The organism is Pseudomonas sp. NPDC088429, assembly GCF_044753305.1.
Lineage (GTDB): Bacteria > Pseudomonadota > Gammaproteobacteria > Pseudomonadales > Pseudomonadaceae > Aquipseudomonas > Aquipseudomonas rustica.
In genome coordinates this window covers 26,873-42,589 of the sequence record NZ_JBIVMX010000048.1, presented here as the reverse complement: position 1 = coordinate 42,589, position 15,717 = coordinate 26,873, and the positions used below count along the sequence as shown (strand labels likewise).

The following is a 15,717-nucleotide window of genomic DNA, read 5'->3' as shown; positions in this document are numbered from 1 at the left end:
TTCGAGTACATCCACTCGGAATTGAAACCGGCGATGGCCATCATCGTCGGCCAGGGCGAACCGATCGAGCTCTCCACGTTCCACATCGAACTCGATGGCGGTGGCGGCGATCTGCACGTGACCATGCCGTACTCGATGATCGAGCCGGTGCGCGAAATGCTCGACGCCGGTTTCCAGTCGGATCTCGACGATCAGGACGAGCGCTGGGTCAACGCCCTGCGTCAGGACGTGCTCGATGTCGATGTGCCGATCGGTGCCACCGTGGCTCGTCGTCAGTTGAAACTGCGCGACATCTTGCACATGCAGCCAGGCGATGTGATCCCGGTCGAGATGCCGGACGAAATGATCATGCGCGCCAATGGCGTGCCGGCCTTCAAGGTCAAGATGGGCTCGCACAAAGGCAACCTCGCGTTGCAGGTGATCGAGCCGATCGAGCGCCGCTGAAACGGCGCCACACCCCCTTTTTTGCACTAACTGAATTGTTGCCCGCCGAGGACACATGATGAACGACGATATGAACGCCCAGGACGATCAGGCACTGGCTGATGAATGGGCCGCCGCCCTCGAAGAAACCGGTGATGCCGGCCAGGCTGACATCGACGCCCTGCTGGCCGCCGACGCTGGCGCCGCGAGCTCCAACCGTCTGCCGTTGGAAGAGTTCGGCAGCGTGCCGAAGAACAACGATCCGGTGACGCTGGACGGTCCGAACCTGGACGTGATCCTCGACATCCCGGTGTCGATTTCGATGGAAGTCGGCAGCACCGACATCAACATCCGCAACCTGCTGCAACTCAACCAGGGTTCGGTGATCGAGCTCGATCGTCTGGCCGGTGAGCCACTCGACGTGCTGGTCAACGGCACGCTGATTGCGCACGGCGAAGTGGTGGTGGTCAACGAGAAGTTCGGCATCCGCCTGACCGACGTGATCAGCCCAAGCGAACGCATCAAGAAGCTGCGCTGAGTGAAAAGGTTTCTCTGGGCGCTGCTGGCGCTGCCAATCAGCGTAATGGCCGCCGAGCCGGTGGCGACCACGGCCGCCGTCGCCGCGCCGGTGGTCAACAGCGGCATTGCCGGGCAATTGACGCAACTGGTGTTCGGTTTGCTGCTGGTGCTGGGGATTATCTTTTTCCTCGCCTGGCTGCTGCGCCGGGTGCAGCAGGCAGGGCCGGCAGGCAAGGGCCAGGTGATCGAGTTGATCGGTTCGCGCGCCCTCGGCCCACGTGACCGTTTGATGCTGGTGCAGGTCGGCAACGAGCAGATTCTGCTCGGTTTGAGCCCCGGCACCATCACCGCGCTGCACGTGCTCAAAGAGCCGGTGCCGGTGCCGAGCACCAGTGAAAAAGCCACTCCGGATTTTGCCCAGCAGTTGCTGAAGATACTCGGCAAGGATCAGAAGGATACGAAGTAATGGGTGCGCTACGCATCGTCTTGACGCTGGCCCTGATGCTGGCGGCGCCGCTGGCGTTCGCCGCCGATCCGTTGTCGATCCCGGCGATCACGCTGGGCACCAACGCCGATGGCGCGCAGGAATATTCGGTCAGCCTGCAGATCCTGCTGATCATGACCGCGCTGAGTTTTATTCCGGCGGCGGTCATTCTGATGACCAGTTTCACCCGGATCATCATCGTCTTCTCGATCCTGCGTCAGGCCCTCGGCCTGCAACAGACGCCGTCGAACCAGATCCTCACCGGCATGGCGCTGTTCCTGACCATGTTCATCATGGCGCCGGTGTTCGATCGCGTGAACAAGGATGCCTTGCAGCCGTATCTGGCGGAGACACTCACCGCGCAGCAAGCGGTGGAAAAAGCTCAAGTGCCGATCAAGGACTTCATGCTCGCGCAAACCCGCAGCAGCGATCTTGAGCTGTTCATGCGCCTGTCCAAACGCACCGACATCCCGACGCCAGACGCAGCGCCGCTGACCATTCTGGTGCCGGCGTTCGTCACCTCTGAGCTGAAGACCGCGTTCCAGATCGGCTTCATGATCTTCATTCCGTTCCTGATCATCGACCTCGTCGTCGCCAGTGTGCTGATGGCGATGGGTATGATGATGCTGTCGCCGCTGATCATTTCGTTGCCGTTCAAGATCATGCTGTTTGTGCTGGTGGATGGCTGGGCGCTGATCATCGGCACCCTGGCCAGCAGTTTTGGAGGTGTCTCGCCATGACGCCGGAAGTCGCGGTCGATATCTTTCGTGAAGCGCTGTGGCTGACCACGCTGATGGTCGCGATTCTGGTGATCCCGAGCCTGTTGGTCGGCTTGCTGGTGGCGATGTTCCAGGCTGCGACGCAGATCAACGAACAGACCCTGAGCTTCCTGCCGCGTCTGCTGGTGATGCTGGTGACGTTGATCGTCGCCGGCCCATGGATCGTGCAGACGTTCATGGAATACATCATCCAGTTGTACAAAAACATCCCGATGGTCATCGGCTAAGCCATGCAATCGCTGCTTCAGCTGACCGACACCCAGATCAGTTCCTGGGTGGCATCGTTCATGTTGCCGCTGTTTCGCGTCGCCTCGATGTTGATGGTCATGCCGGTGTTCGGCACCACGCTGATACCGCGCCGTGTGCGCCTGTATTTTGCCGTGGCGATCACCGTGGTGATCACGCCGGGGCTGCCGCCGATGCCGGCAGTGAGTCCGCTGGATCTCAGCGGGCTGATGTTGATCGCTGAGCAGATCCTGGTCGGCGCTGTGCTCGGGTTTTCCTTGCAGTTGTTCTTTCAGGCGTTTGCGGTGGCCGGGCAGATCGTCGCGATCCAGATGGGCATGGGCTTCGCCTCGATGATCGACCCGGCCAACGGCGTCTCGGTGGCGGTGATCGGGCAGTTCTTCACCATGCTCGTGACGCTGCTGTTCCTGTCGATGAACGGCCACTTGGTAGTGTTCGAAGTCCTGACTGAAAGCTTCACCACGCTGCCGGTCGGCAGTGGTTTGATGACCGCGCATTACTGGGAACTGGCCGGCAAACTCGGCTGGGTACTTGGCGCGGCGTTGCTGCTGGTGTTGCCGGCGGTGACCGCGTTGCTGGTGGTCAACATCGCGTTCGGCGTGATGACCCGCGCGGCGCCGCAACTGAACATTTTCTCCATCGGTTTCCCGCTGACCCTGGTGCTCGGTCTGTTTATTGTCTGGGTCGGGTTGGCGGATATCCTCAATCAGTATCAGCCGCTGGCCACCGAGGCTTTGCAGCTGTTACGCGAACTGGCACGGGCGCGCTGAGTCATGGCTGAGAGCGAAAGCGGTCAGGACAAAACAGAAGACCCCACGGAGAAACGGAAAAAGGACTCCCGTGAGAAGGGTGAGATTGCCCGTTCCAAAGAGCTCAACACCCTCGCCGTGATGATGGCCGGCGCCGGCGCGTTGCTGGTGTTTGGCGGCATGTTGGCCGAAGACCTGATGGAACTGATGCGCCTGAACTTCACGCTGACGCGCGAGGTGATCATGGATCAGGGCTCCATGGGCGCCTTTATGATGCAGTCGGGCAAAATGGCGCTGGTGGCGATTCAGCCGATCATGATCACCCTGTTGATTGCCGCGCTGGTCGGGCCGATCTCCCTTGGCGGCTGGCTGTTCGCGGCCAGCTCCATGGCGCCGAAGTTCAGCCGGATGAACCCGGCCGCCGGCCTCAAGCGCATGTTTTCCTTCAAGGCTGTGGTGGAGTTGCTCAAGGCACTCGCCAAGTTTGTGATCACCCTGTTCGTGGCGCTGATGGTGTTGATGTCCGACGTCGACGACCTGCTGCGTATCGCTCACGAACCGCTTGAGTCAGCGATTATTCACAGCGTGACGCTGGTCGGCTGGAGCACGTTGTGGCTGGCCTGCGGGTTGATCATCATCGCCGCCGTCGACGTGCCGGTGCAGCTCTGGGAAGCGCACAAAAAACTGCTGATGACCAAGCAGGAAGTGCGCGACGAGCACAAGGATCAGGAAGGTCGGCCGGAGGTCAAACAGCGCATCCGCCAGACCCAGCGCGAAATGTCCCAGCGACGGATGATGGCGGCGATTCCCGACGCCGACGTGGTCATCACCAACCCGACGCACTACGCCGTCGCGCTCAAATACGACTCGGAAAAGGGTGGCGCGCCGTTGCTGCTGGCCAAGGGTAGCGACTTCCTGGCGTTGAAGATTCGTGAGATTGCCGTGGCGAATAATGTGATGCTGCTGGAATCGCCGGGGTTGGCGCGGTCGATTTACTACTCGACTGAGCTCGACGAGGAAATCCCTGGCGGGTTGTATCTGGCGGTGGCGCAGGTGTTGGCGTACGTCTACCAGATCCGCCAATACCGCGCGGGCAAGGGCAAACGGCCGGATCCGCTCAAGGATGACCTGCCGATTCCGCCGGATCTGCGCCGCGATTCTTGACGTTACTGCGATGAAACTCTAGGCCTTACAGAGATCATTGTGGCGAGGGTTTTAGCGAAACGTCGCACCGCCCCGCTGGGCTGCGCAGCAGCCCCAAAACCTGTGACTTCAATCTTTCAGGATTACCGCGTGCTCAGGATTTACGACTGCTGCGCAGCCGAGCGGGGCGGTGCGACGTTTCGCTGAATCCCCTCGCCACAGGTTCTTGCCTGACTTCTTGATCATTCCCACGCTCCGCGTGGGAATGCATCCCGGGACGCTCCGCGTCCCTTCCAGAACCGAACGCGGAGCGTCCGTTGAGGCATTCCCACGCAGAGCGTGGGAACGATCACCGGGGTGCTGTTACTGCGGCAACTCCAGATTATCCAGCGCCCGATTCACCGCCAGTTCGCCGAGCATGATCAGTTGCGCTATGCCCAGCAGCGTCCTCCGCTGCGAGGCGGGTATGAGGTTGGCGAAGTCATTGGCGATGGTTCTTGCCGAGGCGAGGGTTTCGCAAGCGTTGGCCAATAATTCTTCGTTTTTGAAGTCGGCGGTGACGGCGTACATCGTGCGGTTTCGGCGTGGCGGTGGCGTGGCGCCCGGGAAGAGGTAGTGATCGAGGGCGCGGTCGGCGGCTTCGTGGAGCTTTGTTGAATCGAGTGATTCGTAGGGGGAGGTGAGGTCGGTTTCGGGTGGGTTTGGTGTTGGTTTGATCATTGGTGAAGCTCCTTGAGAAATGGAGCCGTCAACCGTCGCTGCTAAACGAAGTGGGTGGCGGCTGTACGCGGGTTAGCAGACCAGGCTCAAGAATCCCGGCGCACCGAAGTGCCCCACGCAAAGCCGCCATAACGTAATGGCGGGACTCGCGTGTCTTGAGATTTGCCGAGCTGCTAAACCCGATCACTGAAGAAATCAGCGACCGACCCACGATAGAACCCGTCCCCAAGGCGCACAAGCCGGCCGATTCTGGCTTAGCTGTAGGTAAAGGCGCAAGGATGTGTAGCCTTTGAGGCGTGTCTGGAGGTGTCTTTTAAACATAGCCGTTTAAAAACAGAAATCGGGCACAGGCAATGACGGCCCCTTCGCGAGCAAGCTCTGCTCCTACGGTTTTGTGGTGATCACATATTTTGTGGCTTGCCCCAATTGATCGTTCCCACGCTCCGCGTGGGAATGCATCCCGGGACGCTCCGCGTCCCTTCTAGAACCGAACGCGGAGCGTCCGTTGAGGCATTCCCACGCAGAGCGTGGGAACGATCACCGGGGGGGCTGCTACTGCGGCAATTCCAGATTATCCAGCGCCCGATTCACCGCCAACTCGCCGAGCATGATCAGTTGCGCAATGCCCTGCAGTGTTCTGCGTTGTGATGCGGGAATGAGGTTGGCGAAGTCATTGGCGATGGTTCTGGCGGAGGCGAGGGTTTCGCAGGCGTTGGCCAATAATTCTTCGTTTTTGAAGTCGGCGGTGACGGCGTACATCGTGCGGTTTCTGCAGGTAATGACGGCCCCTTCGCGAGCAAGCTCTGCTCCTACGGTTTTGTGGTGATCACATATTTTGCGGCTTGCCCCAATTTGTAGGAGCAAAGCTTGCTCGCGAAGGCACCGGCATATTCAACGCTTTCGTCGGTTGACACACCGCTTTCGCGAGCAAGCTTTGCTCCTACAGAGGGTGGAGTGAACCTTCCGTCTGGAAACCTGTGATACCTGACTGTTCTGACAGTAGACGGCTTTCCATTTCAGGCGCACCCATAGCGCCGGGAATGTTCCCGTTGGAGGTCTCGCCGTGGAGCGCTTGGGCAAGGGCCTGACAGCGTTCGAGATATTCGGATCTGTTCAGGGAGAGTCATGATGGTAGAGCGCGTATACAAACATCTTCCGGGGATGAAGCTGGAGTGCGTCTCCGCTAGGCTGGAGGAAAACGTCAGCGAAAGAGCGATTGGCTACTCGGCCAAATTCAAACTGAGTCTCGATTTTCTTAACTTCGAAGGTGCCGCGAATCAGCACATTTTCAACTTTCTGCATCACCCGCTCAATGCGATCCGGCCTGAGCTGGAAGGCTTGGGTTCTCACTACGCGTACAACTATTTATTGGGCGCGGCTGGCAATATCTCCACGAATGAGGCGCTGTTCAAGGTTTTCACCCGCACGGAGTACTACATGTCGGAGTGGTGAACGGGAGGGCTGGAAAATCGTTATGGCGTGCCGGTCTTCGAGGTGATTGACGGGCAGTTGCACGTGACGGCACGGAGGGATTTTCGATTGGACGGTGGTCGGCAGATCCGGATCAGCGATCTGCCGATCATCTATTTTCAGTGGCAACTGAATTTGCTGTTAGGTGAGCCGATTTATTCAGGGGGCAAGTCCCCCGAAACCAAAGTCGTGCTGATGTATGGCAAGGAGCCGTTGGTGTCGGTGGAGGGGAAACCGATGTATACCGGCACACAGTATGTGATTGGGCGCGAGCTAGCGTTTGGTGATATTGGCGCGGAGCTGATTCACGAGGCTGGTTGAATCCGACATTTTCTTGTGCTGACACTTGTGACGAAATACACAACCGCCGCCCCCAATTGAACGGGGCGACGGTTTTTTTGTGCCTGAAATTGAATACCTTCCTGTAGGAGCTGCCGAAGGCTGCGATCTTTTGATTTTCAAAAAGCCAGATCAAAAGATCGCAGCCTTCGGCAGCTCCTACAGGGAGCGCGTTGGGGCTGCGATCTTTTTTGTCTGCGCAAAAGTTGGAAGGCTTCTTGCAATAGCCGCCGTGCGCCTGCTCTGGGCGTCAAAAGTTTGCTTTAAAGGAACGAGGAAAACCGGTGGATCGCTCTCAGTTACTCAACAGTGCCCGCACAAACCTGAATGACCTCTCGCGAGGCAATCTGGGCGTGCCGTTGTTGCTGCTGGTCATGTTGGCAATGATGATGTTGCCGATTCCGCCGTTCCTGCTCGACGTGTTTTTCACGTTCAACATTGCGTTGTCGATTGTCGTGCTGCTGGTCTGCGTGTACGCGCTGCGGCCGCTGGATTTCGCGGTGTTCCCGACGATTCTGCTGGTCGCGACGTTGATGCGACTGGCGTTGAACGTCGCCTCGACACGGGTGGTGATGCTCCACGGTCAGGACGGCCACGCCGCCGCCGGTAAGGTGATTCAGGCCTTCGGTGAGGTGGTGATTGGCGGCAACTACGTGGTCGGTATCGTGGTGTTTGCGATCCTGATGATCATCAACTTCGTCGTGGTGACCAAGGGTGCCGGGCGAATTTCCGAGGTGAGCGCGCGCTTCACCCTCGACGCGATGCCCGGCAAACAAATGGCGATCGACGCCGACCTCAACGCCGGTCTGATCGACCAGAACCAGGCGAAGATGCGCCGTCAGGAAGTCGCCCAAGAGGCTGAGTTCTACGGTTCGATGGACGGTGCCAGCAAGTTCGTGCGCGGTGACGCCATCGCCGGCCTGCTGATTCTGTTCATCAACCTCATCGGCGGCATGGCCGTGGGTATCTTCCAGCACAACATGAGCTTCGGCGATGCCGGCCGGGTTTACGCCTTGCTGACCATCGGTGACGGTTTAGTGGCGCAATTGCCATCACTGTTGTTATCTACAGCTGCGGCGATCATGGTGACCCGTGCTTCCGGTTCGGAAGACATGGGCAAACAGATCAATCGCCAGATGTTCGCCTCGCCAAAAGCGCTGGCGGTGGCGGCCGGTTTGATGGCGGTGATGGGCCTGGTGCCGGGCATGCCGCACTTCTCGTTCCTCAGCATGGCCGCACTGGCCGCTGGCGGCGCGTACCTGTTCTGGAAGAAGCAGAACGTCGCCAAGGTTGAAGCGCTGCAAGAGGTCAAACGCCAGCAGGAGCTGCTGCCGTCGCCGGCCCGCGCCATGGAAACCAAAGAGCTGGGCTGGGATGACGTGACGCCAATCGACATGATTGGTCTGGAAGTCGGCTACCGCTTGATCCCGTTGGTGGATCGCAATCAGGGTGGTCAATTGCTGGCGCGGATCAAGGGCGTGCGCAAGAAGCTCTCGCAGGATCTGGGCTTCCTGATGCCGACCGTGCATATCCGCGACAACCTCGACCTGGCGCCAAGCGCCTACCGTTTGACCCTGATGGGCGTGATCCTCGCCGAAGCTGAGATCTACCCGGATCGCGAGCTGGCGATCAACCCGGGGCAGGTATACGGCACGCTTAACGGCATAAACGCCAAAGATCCGGCTTTTGGGCTGGAAGCGGTGTGGATCGAAATCAGCCAGCGTGCGCAGGCACAGTCGCTCGGATACACCGTGGTCGACGCCAGCACCGTGGTCGCGACGCACTTGAACCAGATTCTGTACAAACACTCCAGTGAGCTGATCGGCCACGAGGAGGTGCAGCAACTCATGCAATTGCTGGCCAAAAGCTCGCCGAAACTGGCTGAAGAGCTGGTGCCGGGCGTGGTCTCGTTGTCGCAACTGCTTAAAGTATTGCAAGCGCTGTTGGCCGAACACGTGCCGGTGCGTGACATCCGCAGTATTGCCGAAGCCATCGCCAACAACGCTGCCAAGAGTCAAGATACCGCCGCGCTGGTGGCTGCGGTGCGGGTTGGCGTATCGCGCGCCATCGTCCAAAGCATTGTAGGCACTGAGTCCGAGCTGCCTGTGATCACCCTGGAACCAAGGTTGGAACAGATATTGCTCAATAGTCTGCAGAAGGCAGGACAAGGCTCGGAAGAGGGCGTTCTGCTGGAGCCAAGCATGGCCGAGAAGCTGCAACGTTCGCTCATCGAAGCGGCGCAGCGTCAGGAGATGCAAGGTCAGCCGGTGATCCTGTTGGTAGCAGGCCCGGTGCGCGCGATGCTCTCGCGTTTTGGCCGCCTCGCAGTCCCTGGATTGCACGTGCTGGCCTACCAGGAAATACCGGACAACAAGCAAGTGACAATTGTTGCGACAGTAGGGCCCAACGGCTGAGGTAGTGGTTCATGCAAGTTAAGCGTTTTTTCGCCGCCGATATGCGTCAGGCCATGAAGCTGGTTCGTGATGAGCTGGGCGCTGATGCCGCCATCATTGGCAACCGCCGCATTGCCGGCGGTGTCGAGCTGACGGCTGCGCTCGATTACAAATTGTCGGCGCTGGCGCCACGGGTTCCGAACATGGAACTCGAAGACGAGCTGCGCAAGACCCAGTCGCGCATCGTCACCGCCCAGGCCGAACTGAGCCTGCGTGGCGAAGCCGATGGCAATAGCAATCGCCAGATCTTTGCCGGCCTGCCACTCACCGCTGGCCTGCCGTTGACCGCCGCTGAACCGCTGACCGAGCCGACCTACGCCGCGCCAGCGCGTCCAGCCCCGGCACCGGCGCAGTCCTCCGGCGGCGTCGATCCACGCGCACTGGATTCGATGCGTTTTGAATTGAACAGCCTGCGCGAGCTGATGGAAGTGCAGCTCGGCACACTGGCCTGGAATCAACTGCAGGGCAGCCGTCCGGCGCAAGCCAATCTGTATCGCCGTCTGCAACGCATCGGTTTGTCTGGCCCGCTGTCGCGTGATCTGCTGTCGATGATCAGCGACATCGAAGAGCCGCGTCAGGCTTGGCGCATGCTGCTCGCGCATCTGGCGCGGATGATTGCCGTGCCGGAAGTCGAGCCGCTGGAAGAGGGCGGTGTGATCGCCATGGTCGGCCCTGCCGGCATGGGCAAGACCACCACGCTGGCGAAACTGGCCGCGCGTTATGTGCTGAAATACGGCGCGCAGAATGTCGCGCTGGTGAGCATGGACAGTTTTCGCATCGGCGCGCAGGAACAACTGAAGACCCTGGGCCGCATTCTCAATGTGCCGGTGACCCACGTTGATCCGGGCCAATCGCTGGTGCAGGCGCTGGATCCATTGCTGCGCAAACGCGTGGTGCTGATTGATACGGCCGGCCTGCAAGCCAGCGATCCGGCCCTGCGCATGCAGCTCGAAAGCCTCGCCGGGCGTGGCATCCGTTCAAAAAATTATCTGGTCTTGGCAACCACCAGCCAGAAACAGGTTCTAACCGCCGCTTATCACAGTTACAAGCGTTGCGGGCTCGCCGGGTGCATCCTGACTAAACTGGATGAAACGGCCAGCCTTGGCGAAGTGTTAAGCCTGGCGATCAGTCATGAATTGCCGGTCGCGTACCTGACCGATGGCCCACGGATTCCGGATGATTTGCATCTGCCGCGCCGTCATCAACTGGTCAGCCGCGCCGTCAGCGTGCAAATGCAGGAAGAACCCAGCGAAGAAGCCATGGCTGACATGTTCGCTGATATCTACCACAGCCCCACCAAGCAGGTAGGCTGAGGTATTCATGAACAGTTTTTGTACCTACATCGATGGTCTGCCATGCATTGTTCCGTTTGTGAACGCGCAGCCAGTAATGTGGCCTCCGTCTATGCAAGACAAGGTAAAGAAATAACATGGGCAGCATGCATCCCGTACAGGTGATCGCGGTGACCGGCGGCAAAGGTGGCGTCGGCAAAACTAACGTGTCAGTGAACTTGTCTCTGGCGCTGGCAGAGCTTGGCCGTCGGGTCATGCTGCTGGACGCCGATCTGGGACTGGCGAACGTCGACGTTCTGCTGGGCCTGACACCCAAACGCACTCTGGCCGATGTCATCGAAGGCCGCTGTGAGCTGCGCGACGTACTGTTGCAGGGGCCCGGCGGGATCCGCATCGTACCGGCCGCGTCCGGCACGCAGAGCATGGTTCATCTGAGCCCGGCGCAACACGCCGGCCTGATTCAGGCCTTCAGTGACATCGGCGACAATCTCGACGTTCTGGTGATCGACACCGCTGCAGGTATTGGTGACTCGGTAGTCAGTTTCGTTCGCGCAGCGCAGGAAGTGTTGCTGGTGGTCTGCGACGAGCCGACTTCGATCACTGACGCTTACGCACTGATCAAACTGCTCAACCGCGATTACGGCATGAACCGCTTCCGCGTCCTCGCCAACATGGCGCAGAGCCCGCAAGAAGGTCGCAACCTGTTCGCCAAGTTGACCAAGGTCACGGATCGCTTCCTCGACGTCGCCTTACAATACGTCGGCGCCGTGCCTTACGACGAAAGCGTGCGCAAAGCGGTGCAGAAGCAACGCGCTGTCTATGAAGCCTTCCCGCGTTCCAAGTGCGCGCTGGCGTTCAAGGCCATCGCGCAAAAGGTCGACACCTGGCCGCTGCCCGCCAACCCGCGCGGCCACCTTGAGTTTTTTGTCGAGCGCCTCGTGCAGCAAACGGCAGGGCCCGTGCTATGACCGCTAGCGGTATGAATTACTACAAGAAGTCGGCACGCGACGCTCAGTACGAGCTGATCGAGCGTTACGCGCCGCTGGTCAAACGCATTGCCTATCACTTGCTGGCGCGGTTGCCGGCGAGTGTGCAGGTTGAAGACCTGATCCAGGCCGGGATGATCGGCCTGCTTGAAGTCTCGACCAAATACGACGCCAGTAAAGGCGCCAGTTTCGAAACGTACGCGGGCATTCGAATCCGCGGCGCGATGCTCGACGAAGTGCGCAAAGGGGATTGGGCACCACGCTCGGTTCACCGCAATACCCGGATGGTCAGCGACGCAATTCGCTCAATTGAAGCTAAAACCGGCCGTGATGCTAAAGATCACGAAGTTGCGGCCGAACTCCAATTGAGTCTCGACGATTATTACGGGATTTTGAATGACACCTTGGGCAGTCGCCTGTTCAGTTTCGACGATCTGTTGCAGGACGGCGAACACGAAGGGCTGCACGAGGATGGCGCGAGTGCTCATCTTGAGCCGTCACGCGATCTGGAAGATGAACGCTTCCAGGCGGCGCTGGCGGACGCGATTGCCAATTTGCCGGAGCGTGAGCGACTGGTGTTGGCGCTGTACTACGACGAAGAGCTGAACCTCAAGGAAATCGGTGAAGTCCAAGGCGTCAGTGAATCGCGCGACAGCCACAAACACAGCCAGTGCGCGGCCCGTTTGCGGGGGCGTTTGGGGGAGTGGCGAGCGCGCTGAAGGCAGTGTGGGGACACTGCGAACGAGGCTGGTGCGGTGATGAACGGCACCGGTCTTGCTCTGTTGTGCTCCAGACAGTCTTCGAGTGCTGCGCCGATTGATTGAAGTGGCGCGTCCAGGTGCTGGGCGCGTTTAAGACTGCTTGGAGGTCGAATTGAACAAAGACATGAAAATCCTCATCGTTGATGACTTCTCAACGATGCGGCGGATCATCAAGAACCTGCTGCGTGATCTTGGGTTCACCAACACCGTCGAGGCTGACGATGGCACCACTGCCATTCCAGTGCTCAACAGCGGAAGCATCGACTTTCTGGTAACGGACTGGAACATGCCGGGCATGACCGGTATCGACCTGCTGCGTCACGTGCGTGCCGACGAAAAACTCAAGCACCTGCCGGTATTGATGGTGACTGCTGAAGCCAAGCGCGAGCAGATCATCGAAGCCGCTCAGGCCGGTGTGAACGGCTACGTCGTCAAACCTTTCACGGCTCAGGCGCTGAAAGACAAAATCGAGAAGATTTTCGAACGCATCGGCTGATGAACGCGCGGGGGAGCTATGGAGCATAAAGAATTTTCACAGGGCGATTTCGAGTCGACCCTGAAAAAACACGCGGTCGAACTGGTCGAGAGCCTTGAAAAAGGCAAGTTCGGCGACGCTGTGCAACTGATCCATGAGCTCAATCAGACCCGTGACCGCGGCCTGTATCAGGAAGTGGGCAAGCTCACACGCGAACTGCACAGTGCGATCGTCAATTTCCAGATCGATCCGCACATGCCGCAGGCCGAGGAAGTGTCGCAAATCACCGACGCCACCGAACGTCTGGGCTATGTGGTCAAGCTGACGGAAGCCGCGGCCAACCGCACCATGGATCTGGTGGAAAGCGCCACGCCGGTGGTCAATGGTCTGGCTGAAGAAGCCCAGGCTCTGAGCACGGATTGGGGCCGTTTCATGCGCCGCGAAGTCGGGGCTGAAGAGTTCCGCGAACTGGCGCGCCGGGTCGACGGTTTTCTGTCGCGCAGCCACTCGGGCAACCGTGCGGTGTCGAGCAATCTCAACGACATCTTGCTGGCCCAGGATTACCAGGACCTCACCGGTCAGGTGATCAAACGCGTGACCCAACTGGTCACCGAAGTCGAAAGCAATTTGCTCAAACTCGTACTCATGGCCAGTCAGGTGGACCGCTTTGCGGGCATCGAACATGACCGCGCCGCGATGCTTGCAGAAAAAGATCCACAAAAACATCTCTCGCAGGGTGAAGGTCCGCAGATTCATGCCGATAAACGAGAAGACGTTGTGTCCGGTCAGGACGATGTGGACGATTTGTTATCCAGCCTTGGATTTTGAGTTTAGGTTTTTAGACCTGTTAGGAGCACCCCATTAATGAGCTTCGGCGCCGATGAAGAGATCCTTCAGGATTTCCTGGTTGAGGCCGGCGAGATTCTTGAGCAACTGTCCGAGCAACTGGTCGAGCTGGAAAGCCGACCGGATGACGCGGATCTGCTCAATGCAATTTTTCGCGGTTTCCACACTGTAAAAGGGGGCGCCGGCTTCCTTCAGCTCAATGAGCTGGTGGAGTGCTGTCACATCGCCGAAAACGTGTTCGACATCCTGCGCAAGGGTGAGCGTCGCGTTGATGCAGAACTGATGGACGTGGTACTGGAAGCACTGGACGCGGTGAACAGCATGTTCACTGAGGTGCGTGAACGCGCACCGATCACCGCTGCAACGCCTGAGCTGCTGGCAGCGCTGGCACGTCTGGCCGAGCCGCAATCGGCGGATGCCGTCGCGGTCGAAGAAGTCGTTGAAGCGCCGGTCGCGGAAAGCGATTCGGGCGACATCACCGACAACGAATTTGAACAACTGCTGGACTCGCTGAATGCCGTCAAGGCACAAGCCGAAGCCCCGCCAGCGCCGGTGGCCGATAGCGCCGCCAGCGATGAAATCACCGACGCCGAATTCGAGTCGTTGCTGGATCAACTGCACGGCAAAGGCCAGTTCGCGCCGGACGCTGTAGCGGCGACGCCAGCGGCTCCGGTTGCTCCGGCAGCGGGCGACAGCTCGGACATCACCGACGACGAATTCGAAGCGTTGCTCGATCAGTTGCACGGCAAAGGCAACTTCGCCGTCGAAGCGCTGGAGTCGGCGATTGCCTCGGCACCTGCGCCTGCTGCTCCAGCGGCCGCCGCTGCCGGCAGCGATTTGATCAGCGATCACGAATTCGAATCGCTGCTCGACGAATTGCACGGCAAAGGCAAGTTCACCGACGTCGGCGCCGCCTCTGCGGGCAGCGCTTCGACGGTGGCCACGCCAGTTGCCAAGGCCCCGGCCGCAGCGGCGCCGAAACCTGTCGCCAAGCCTGAGCCAAAAGCCGAAGCACCCAAAGCTGCTGCACCGGCTCCGGCCCGTGCACCGGCAACACCGCCACCGGAAAAACCGGCGAGCGAAGCCGAGACCACCGTGCGCGTCGATACCGCACGTCTCGACGAAATCATGAACATGGTCGGCGAGCTGGTACTGGTGCGTAACCGTCTGGTGCGCCTGGGCTTGAACAGCGGCGACGAAGCCATGCAAAAGGCTGTGTCGAACCTCGACGTGGTCACCGCTGACCTGCAAACCGCAGTGATGAAAACGCGGATGCAGCCGATCAAGAAAGTCTTCGGGCGCTTCCCGCGTCTGGTTCGCGACCTGGCCCGTCAGCTGAAAAAAGAGATCAACCTGGAGCTGGTCGGCGAAGAAACCGACCTCGACAAAAACCTCGTCGAGGCCCTGGCCGATCCGCTGGTCCACTTGGTGCGCAACGCGGTCGACCACGGCATCGAGTCGCCGGAAGAACGCGAAGCATCGGGCAAGGCCCGTGGCGGTCGTGTGGTGCTGGCCGCCGAGCAAGAAGGCGATCACATCCTGCTGTCGATTTCCGATGACGGCAAAGGTATGGACCCGAACGTGCTGCGCGCCATCGCGGTAAAACGCGGCGTGATGGACAAGGACGCGGCCGATCGCCTCAGCGATACCGAGTGCTACAACCTGATCTTCGCTCCGGGTTTCTCGACCAAGACCGAGATCTCCGACGTCTCCGGCCGTGGTGTCGGCATGGACGTGGTGAAGACCAAGATTTCCCAGCTCAACGGTTCGATCAACATCTACTCGACCAAGGGCCAGGGCTCGAAGATTGTCATCAAGGTGCCGCTGACGCTGGCGATCATGCCGACGTTGATGGTCATGCTCGGCAATCAGGCGTTCGCGTTCCCGCTGGTCAACGTCAACGAAATTTTCCACCTCGACCTGTCGACCACCAACGTCGTCGACGGCCAGGAAGTGGTGATCGTGCGGGACAAGGCGCTGCCACTGTTCTACCTCAAGCGCTGGCTGGTCAGCTCCGCCGCTCACGAAGAGC

At 59.6% G+C, this 15,717-nt stretch carries 18 protein-coding genes and 1 pseudogene; 17 read left to right on the top strand and 2 right to left on the bottom strand.

Annotated features, from left to right (window positions below; genetic code table 11):
- From ACIP66_RS20855 to flhB, 7 genes are all read left to right on the top strand, one after another.
- Window positions 1-444, top strand: a 444-nt coding sequence (locus ACIP66_RS20855) for a FliM/FliN family flagellar motor switch protein (RefSeq protein WP_400650500.1), incomplete at its 5' end; no start/stop codon positions are given.
- A gap of 58 nt (window positions 445-502) precedes the next feature.
- A complete protein-coding gene (fliN, locus tag ACIP66_RS20850; protein ID WP_400650497.1) occupies window positions 503-961 on the top strand; it encodes a flagellar motor switch protein FliN in 459 nt (152 codons plus the stop codon).
- On the top strand, window positions 962-1,408 hold the full coding sequence (gene fliO, locus ACIP66_RS20845) for a flagellar biosynthetic protein FliO (RefSeq protein WP_053118379.1): 447 nt from the start codon (window positions 962-964) through the stop codon (window positions 1,406-1,408).
- Window positions 1,408-2,166, top strand: coding sequence for a flagellar type III secretion system pore protein FliP (gene fliP / locus ACIP66_RS20840; RefSeq protein ID WP_053118381.1), 759 nt, complete (start codon window positions 1,408-1,410; stop codon window positions 2,164-2,166). Before fliO ends, fliP begins: the two co-directional genes overlap by 1 nt.
- The gene (gene fliQ / locus ACIP66_RS20835; RefSeq protein WP_053118383.1) at window positions 2,163-2,432 is read left to right on the top strand and encodes a flagellar biosynthesis protein FliQ; all 270 of its coding nucleotides are present in this window, start codon (window positions 2,163-2,165) and stop codon (window positions 2,430-2,432) included. The genes fliP and fliQ overlap by 4 nt, the downstream gene beginning before the upstream one ends.
- Before the next feature lie 3 nt (window positions 2,433-2,435).
- Window positions 2,436-3,221 (top strand): flagellar biosynthetic protein FliR, encoded by a 786-nt coding sequence (fliR, locus tag ACIP66_RS20830; RefSeq protein WP_053118386.1) that lies wholly within the window; start codon window positions 2,436-2,438, stop codon window positions 3,219-3,221.
- 3 nt (window positions 3,222-3,224) lie between these two features.
- Window positions 3,225-4,364 (top strand): flagellar biosynthesis protein FlhB, encoded by a 1,140-nt coding sequence (gene flhB / locus ACIP66_RS20825; RefSeq protein WP_053118388.1) that lies wholly within the window; start codon window positions 3,225-3,227, stop codon window positions 4,362-4,364.
- Window positions 4,365-4,706: 342 nt separating this feature from the next.
- On the opposite strand, the gene ACIP66_RS20820 is transcribed toward flhB, so the two are convergent.
- Entirely contained in the window at window positions 4,707-5,063 is a 357-nt protein-coding gene (locus tag ACIP66_RS20820) for a DUF6124 family protein (RefSeq protein WP_400650494.1), read from the bottom strand.
- Between the two features lie 552 nt (window positions 5,064-5,615).
- Window positions 5,616-5,828, bottom strand: a pseudogene (locus ACIP66_RS20815) (DUF6124 family protein); the annotation flags it as partial.
- Window positions 5,829-6,191: 363 nt separating this feature from the next.
- Here ACIP66_RS20815 and ACIP66_RS20810 point away from each other — a divergent pair.
- From ACIP66_RS20810 to ACIP66_RS20765, 10 genes are all read left to right on the top strand, one after another.
- On the top strand, window positions 6,192-6,515 hold the full coding sequence (locus ACIP66_RS20810; RefSeq protein WP_400650492.1) for a hypothetical protein: 324 nt from the start codon (window positions 6,192-6,194) through the stop codon (window positions 6,513-6,515).
- A gap of 27 nt (window positions 6,516-6,542) precedes the next feature.
- Complete coding sequence (locus ACIP66_RS20805) at window positions 6,543-6,854, top strand: hypothetical protein (RefSeq protein WP_400650490.1); 312 nt, start codon at window positions 6,543-6,545, stop codon at window positions 6,852-6,854.
- 79 nt (window positions 6,855-6,933) lie between these two features.
- On the top strand, window positions 6,934-7,203 hold the full coding sequence (locus tag ACIP66_RS20800) for a hypothetical protein (protein WP_400650488.1): 270 nt from the start codon (window positions 6,934-6,936) through the stop codon (window positions 7,201-7,203).
- Entirely contained in the window at window positions 7,157-9,286 is a 2,130-nt protein-coding gene (gene flhA / locus ACIP66_RS20795) for a flagellar biosynthesis protein FlhA (protein WP_053118395.1), read from the top strand. The genes ACIP66_RS20800 and flhA overlap by 47 nt, the downstream gene beginning before the upstream one ends.
- Window positions 9,287-9,297: 11 nt before the next feature.
- The gene (flhF, locus tag ACIP66_RS20790) at window positions 9,298-10,638 is read left to right on the top strand and encodes a flagellar biosynthesis protein FlhF (protein WP_053118396.1); all 1,341 of its coding nucleotides are present in this window, start codon (window positions 9,298-9,300) and stop codon (window positions 10,636-10,638) included.
- A 116-nt stretch (window positions 10,639-10,754) separates the two neighbouring features.
- Entirely contained in the window at window positions 10,755-11,585 is an 831-nt protein-coding gene (gene fleN / locus ACIP66_RS20785; RefSeq protein ID WP_003222917.1) for a flagellar synthesis regulator FleN, read from the top strand.
- On the top strand, window positions 11,582-12,322 hold the full coding sequence (fliA, locus tag ACIP66_RS20780) for an RNA polymerase sigma factor FliA (protein WP_400650483.1): 741 nt from the start codon (window positions 11,582-11,584) through the stop codon (window positions 12,320-12,322). The genes fleN and fliA overlap by 4 nt, the downstream gene beginning before the upstream one ends.
- Before the next feature lie 166 nt (window positions 12,323-12,488).
- Window positions 12,489-12,860, top strand: coding sequence for a chemotaxis response regulator CheY (locus tag ACIP66_RS20775; RefSeq protein WP_024012118.1), 372 nt, complete (start codon window positions 12,489-12,491; stop codon window positions 12,858-12,860).
- Window positions 12,861-12,878: 18 nt separating this feature from the next.
- Entirely contained in the window at window positions 12,879-13,667 is a 789-nt protein-coding gene (locus ACIP66_RS20770) for a protein phosphatase CheZ (RefSeq protein WP_400650480.1), read from the top strand.
- Between the two features lie 36 nt (window positions 13,668-13,703).
- On the top strand, window positions 13,704-15,717 hold a 2,014-nt coding region (locus tag ACIP66_RS20765; RefSeq protein ID WP_400650477.1), incomplete at its 3' end, for a chemotaxis protein CheA.

Bases quoted from the DNA above. Each gene is read 5' to 3' on its own strand.
- fliP (WP_053118381.1), top strand. From the start codon at position 1,408: ATGGGTGCGCTACGCATCGTCTTGACGCTGGCCCTGATGCTGGCGGCG.
- ACIP66_RS20775 (WP_024012118.1), top strand. From the start codon at position 12,489: ATGAAAATCCTCATCGTTGATGACTTCTCAACGATGCGGCGGATCATC.
- ACIP66_RS20820 (WP_400650494.1), bottom strand. From the start codon at position 5,063: ATGATCAAACCAACACCAAACCCACCCGAAACCGACCTCACCTCCCCC.
- ACIP66_RS20770 (WP_400650480.1), top strand. From the start codon at position 12,879: ATGGAGCATAAAGAATTTTCACAGGGCGATTTCGAGTCGACCCTGAAA.
- fliQ (WP_053118383.1), top strand. From the start codon at position 2,163: ATGACGCCGGAAGTCGCGGTCGATATCTTTCGTGAAGCGCTGTGGCTG.
- ACIP66_RS20810 (WP_400650492.1), top strand. From the start codon at position 6,192: ATGGTAGAGCGCGTATACAAACATCTTCCGGGGATGAAGCTGGAGTGC.
- fleN (WP_003222917.1), top strand. From the start codon at position 10,755: ATGGGCAGCATGCATCCCGTACAGGTGATCGCGGTGACCGGCGGCAAA.
- fliN (WP_400650497.1), top strand. From the start codon at position 503: ATGAACGACGATATGAACGCCCAGGACGATCAGGCACTGGCTGATGAA.
- flhF (WP_053118396.1), top strand. From the start codon at position 9,298: ATGCAAGTTAAGCGTTTTTTCGCCGCCGATATGCGTCAGGCCATGAAG.
- flhB (WP_053118388.1), top strand. From the start codon at position 3,225: ATGGCTGAGAGCGAAAGCGGTCAGGACAAAACAGAAGACCCCACGGAG.
- fliA (WP_400650483.1), top strand. From the start codon at position 11,582: ATGACCGCTAGCGGTATGAATTACTACAAGAAGTCGGCACGCGACGCT.
- fliR (WP_053118386.1), top strand. From the start codon at position 2,436: ATGCAATCGCTGCTTCAGCTGACCGACACCCAGATCAGTTCCTGGGTG.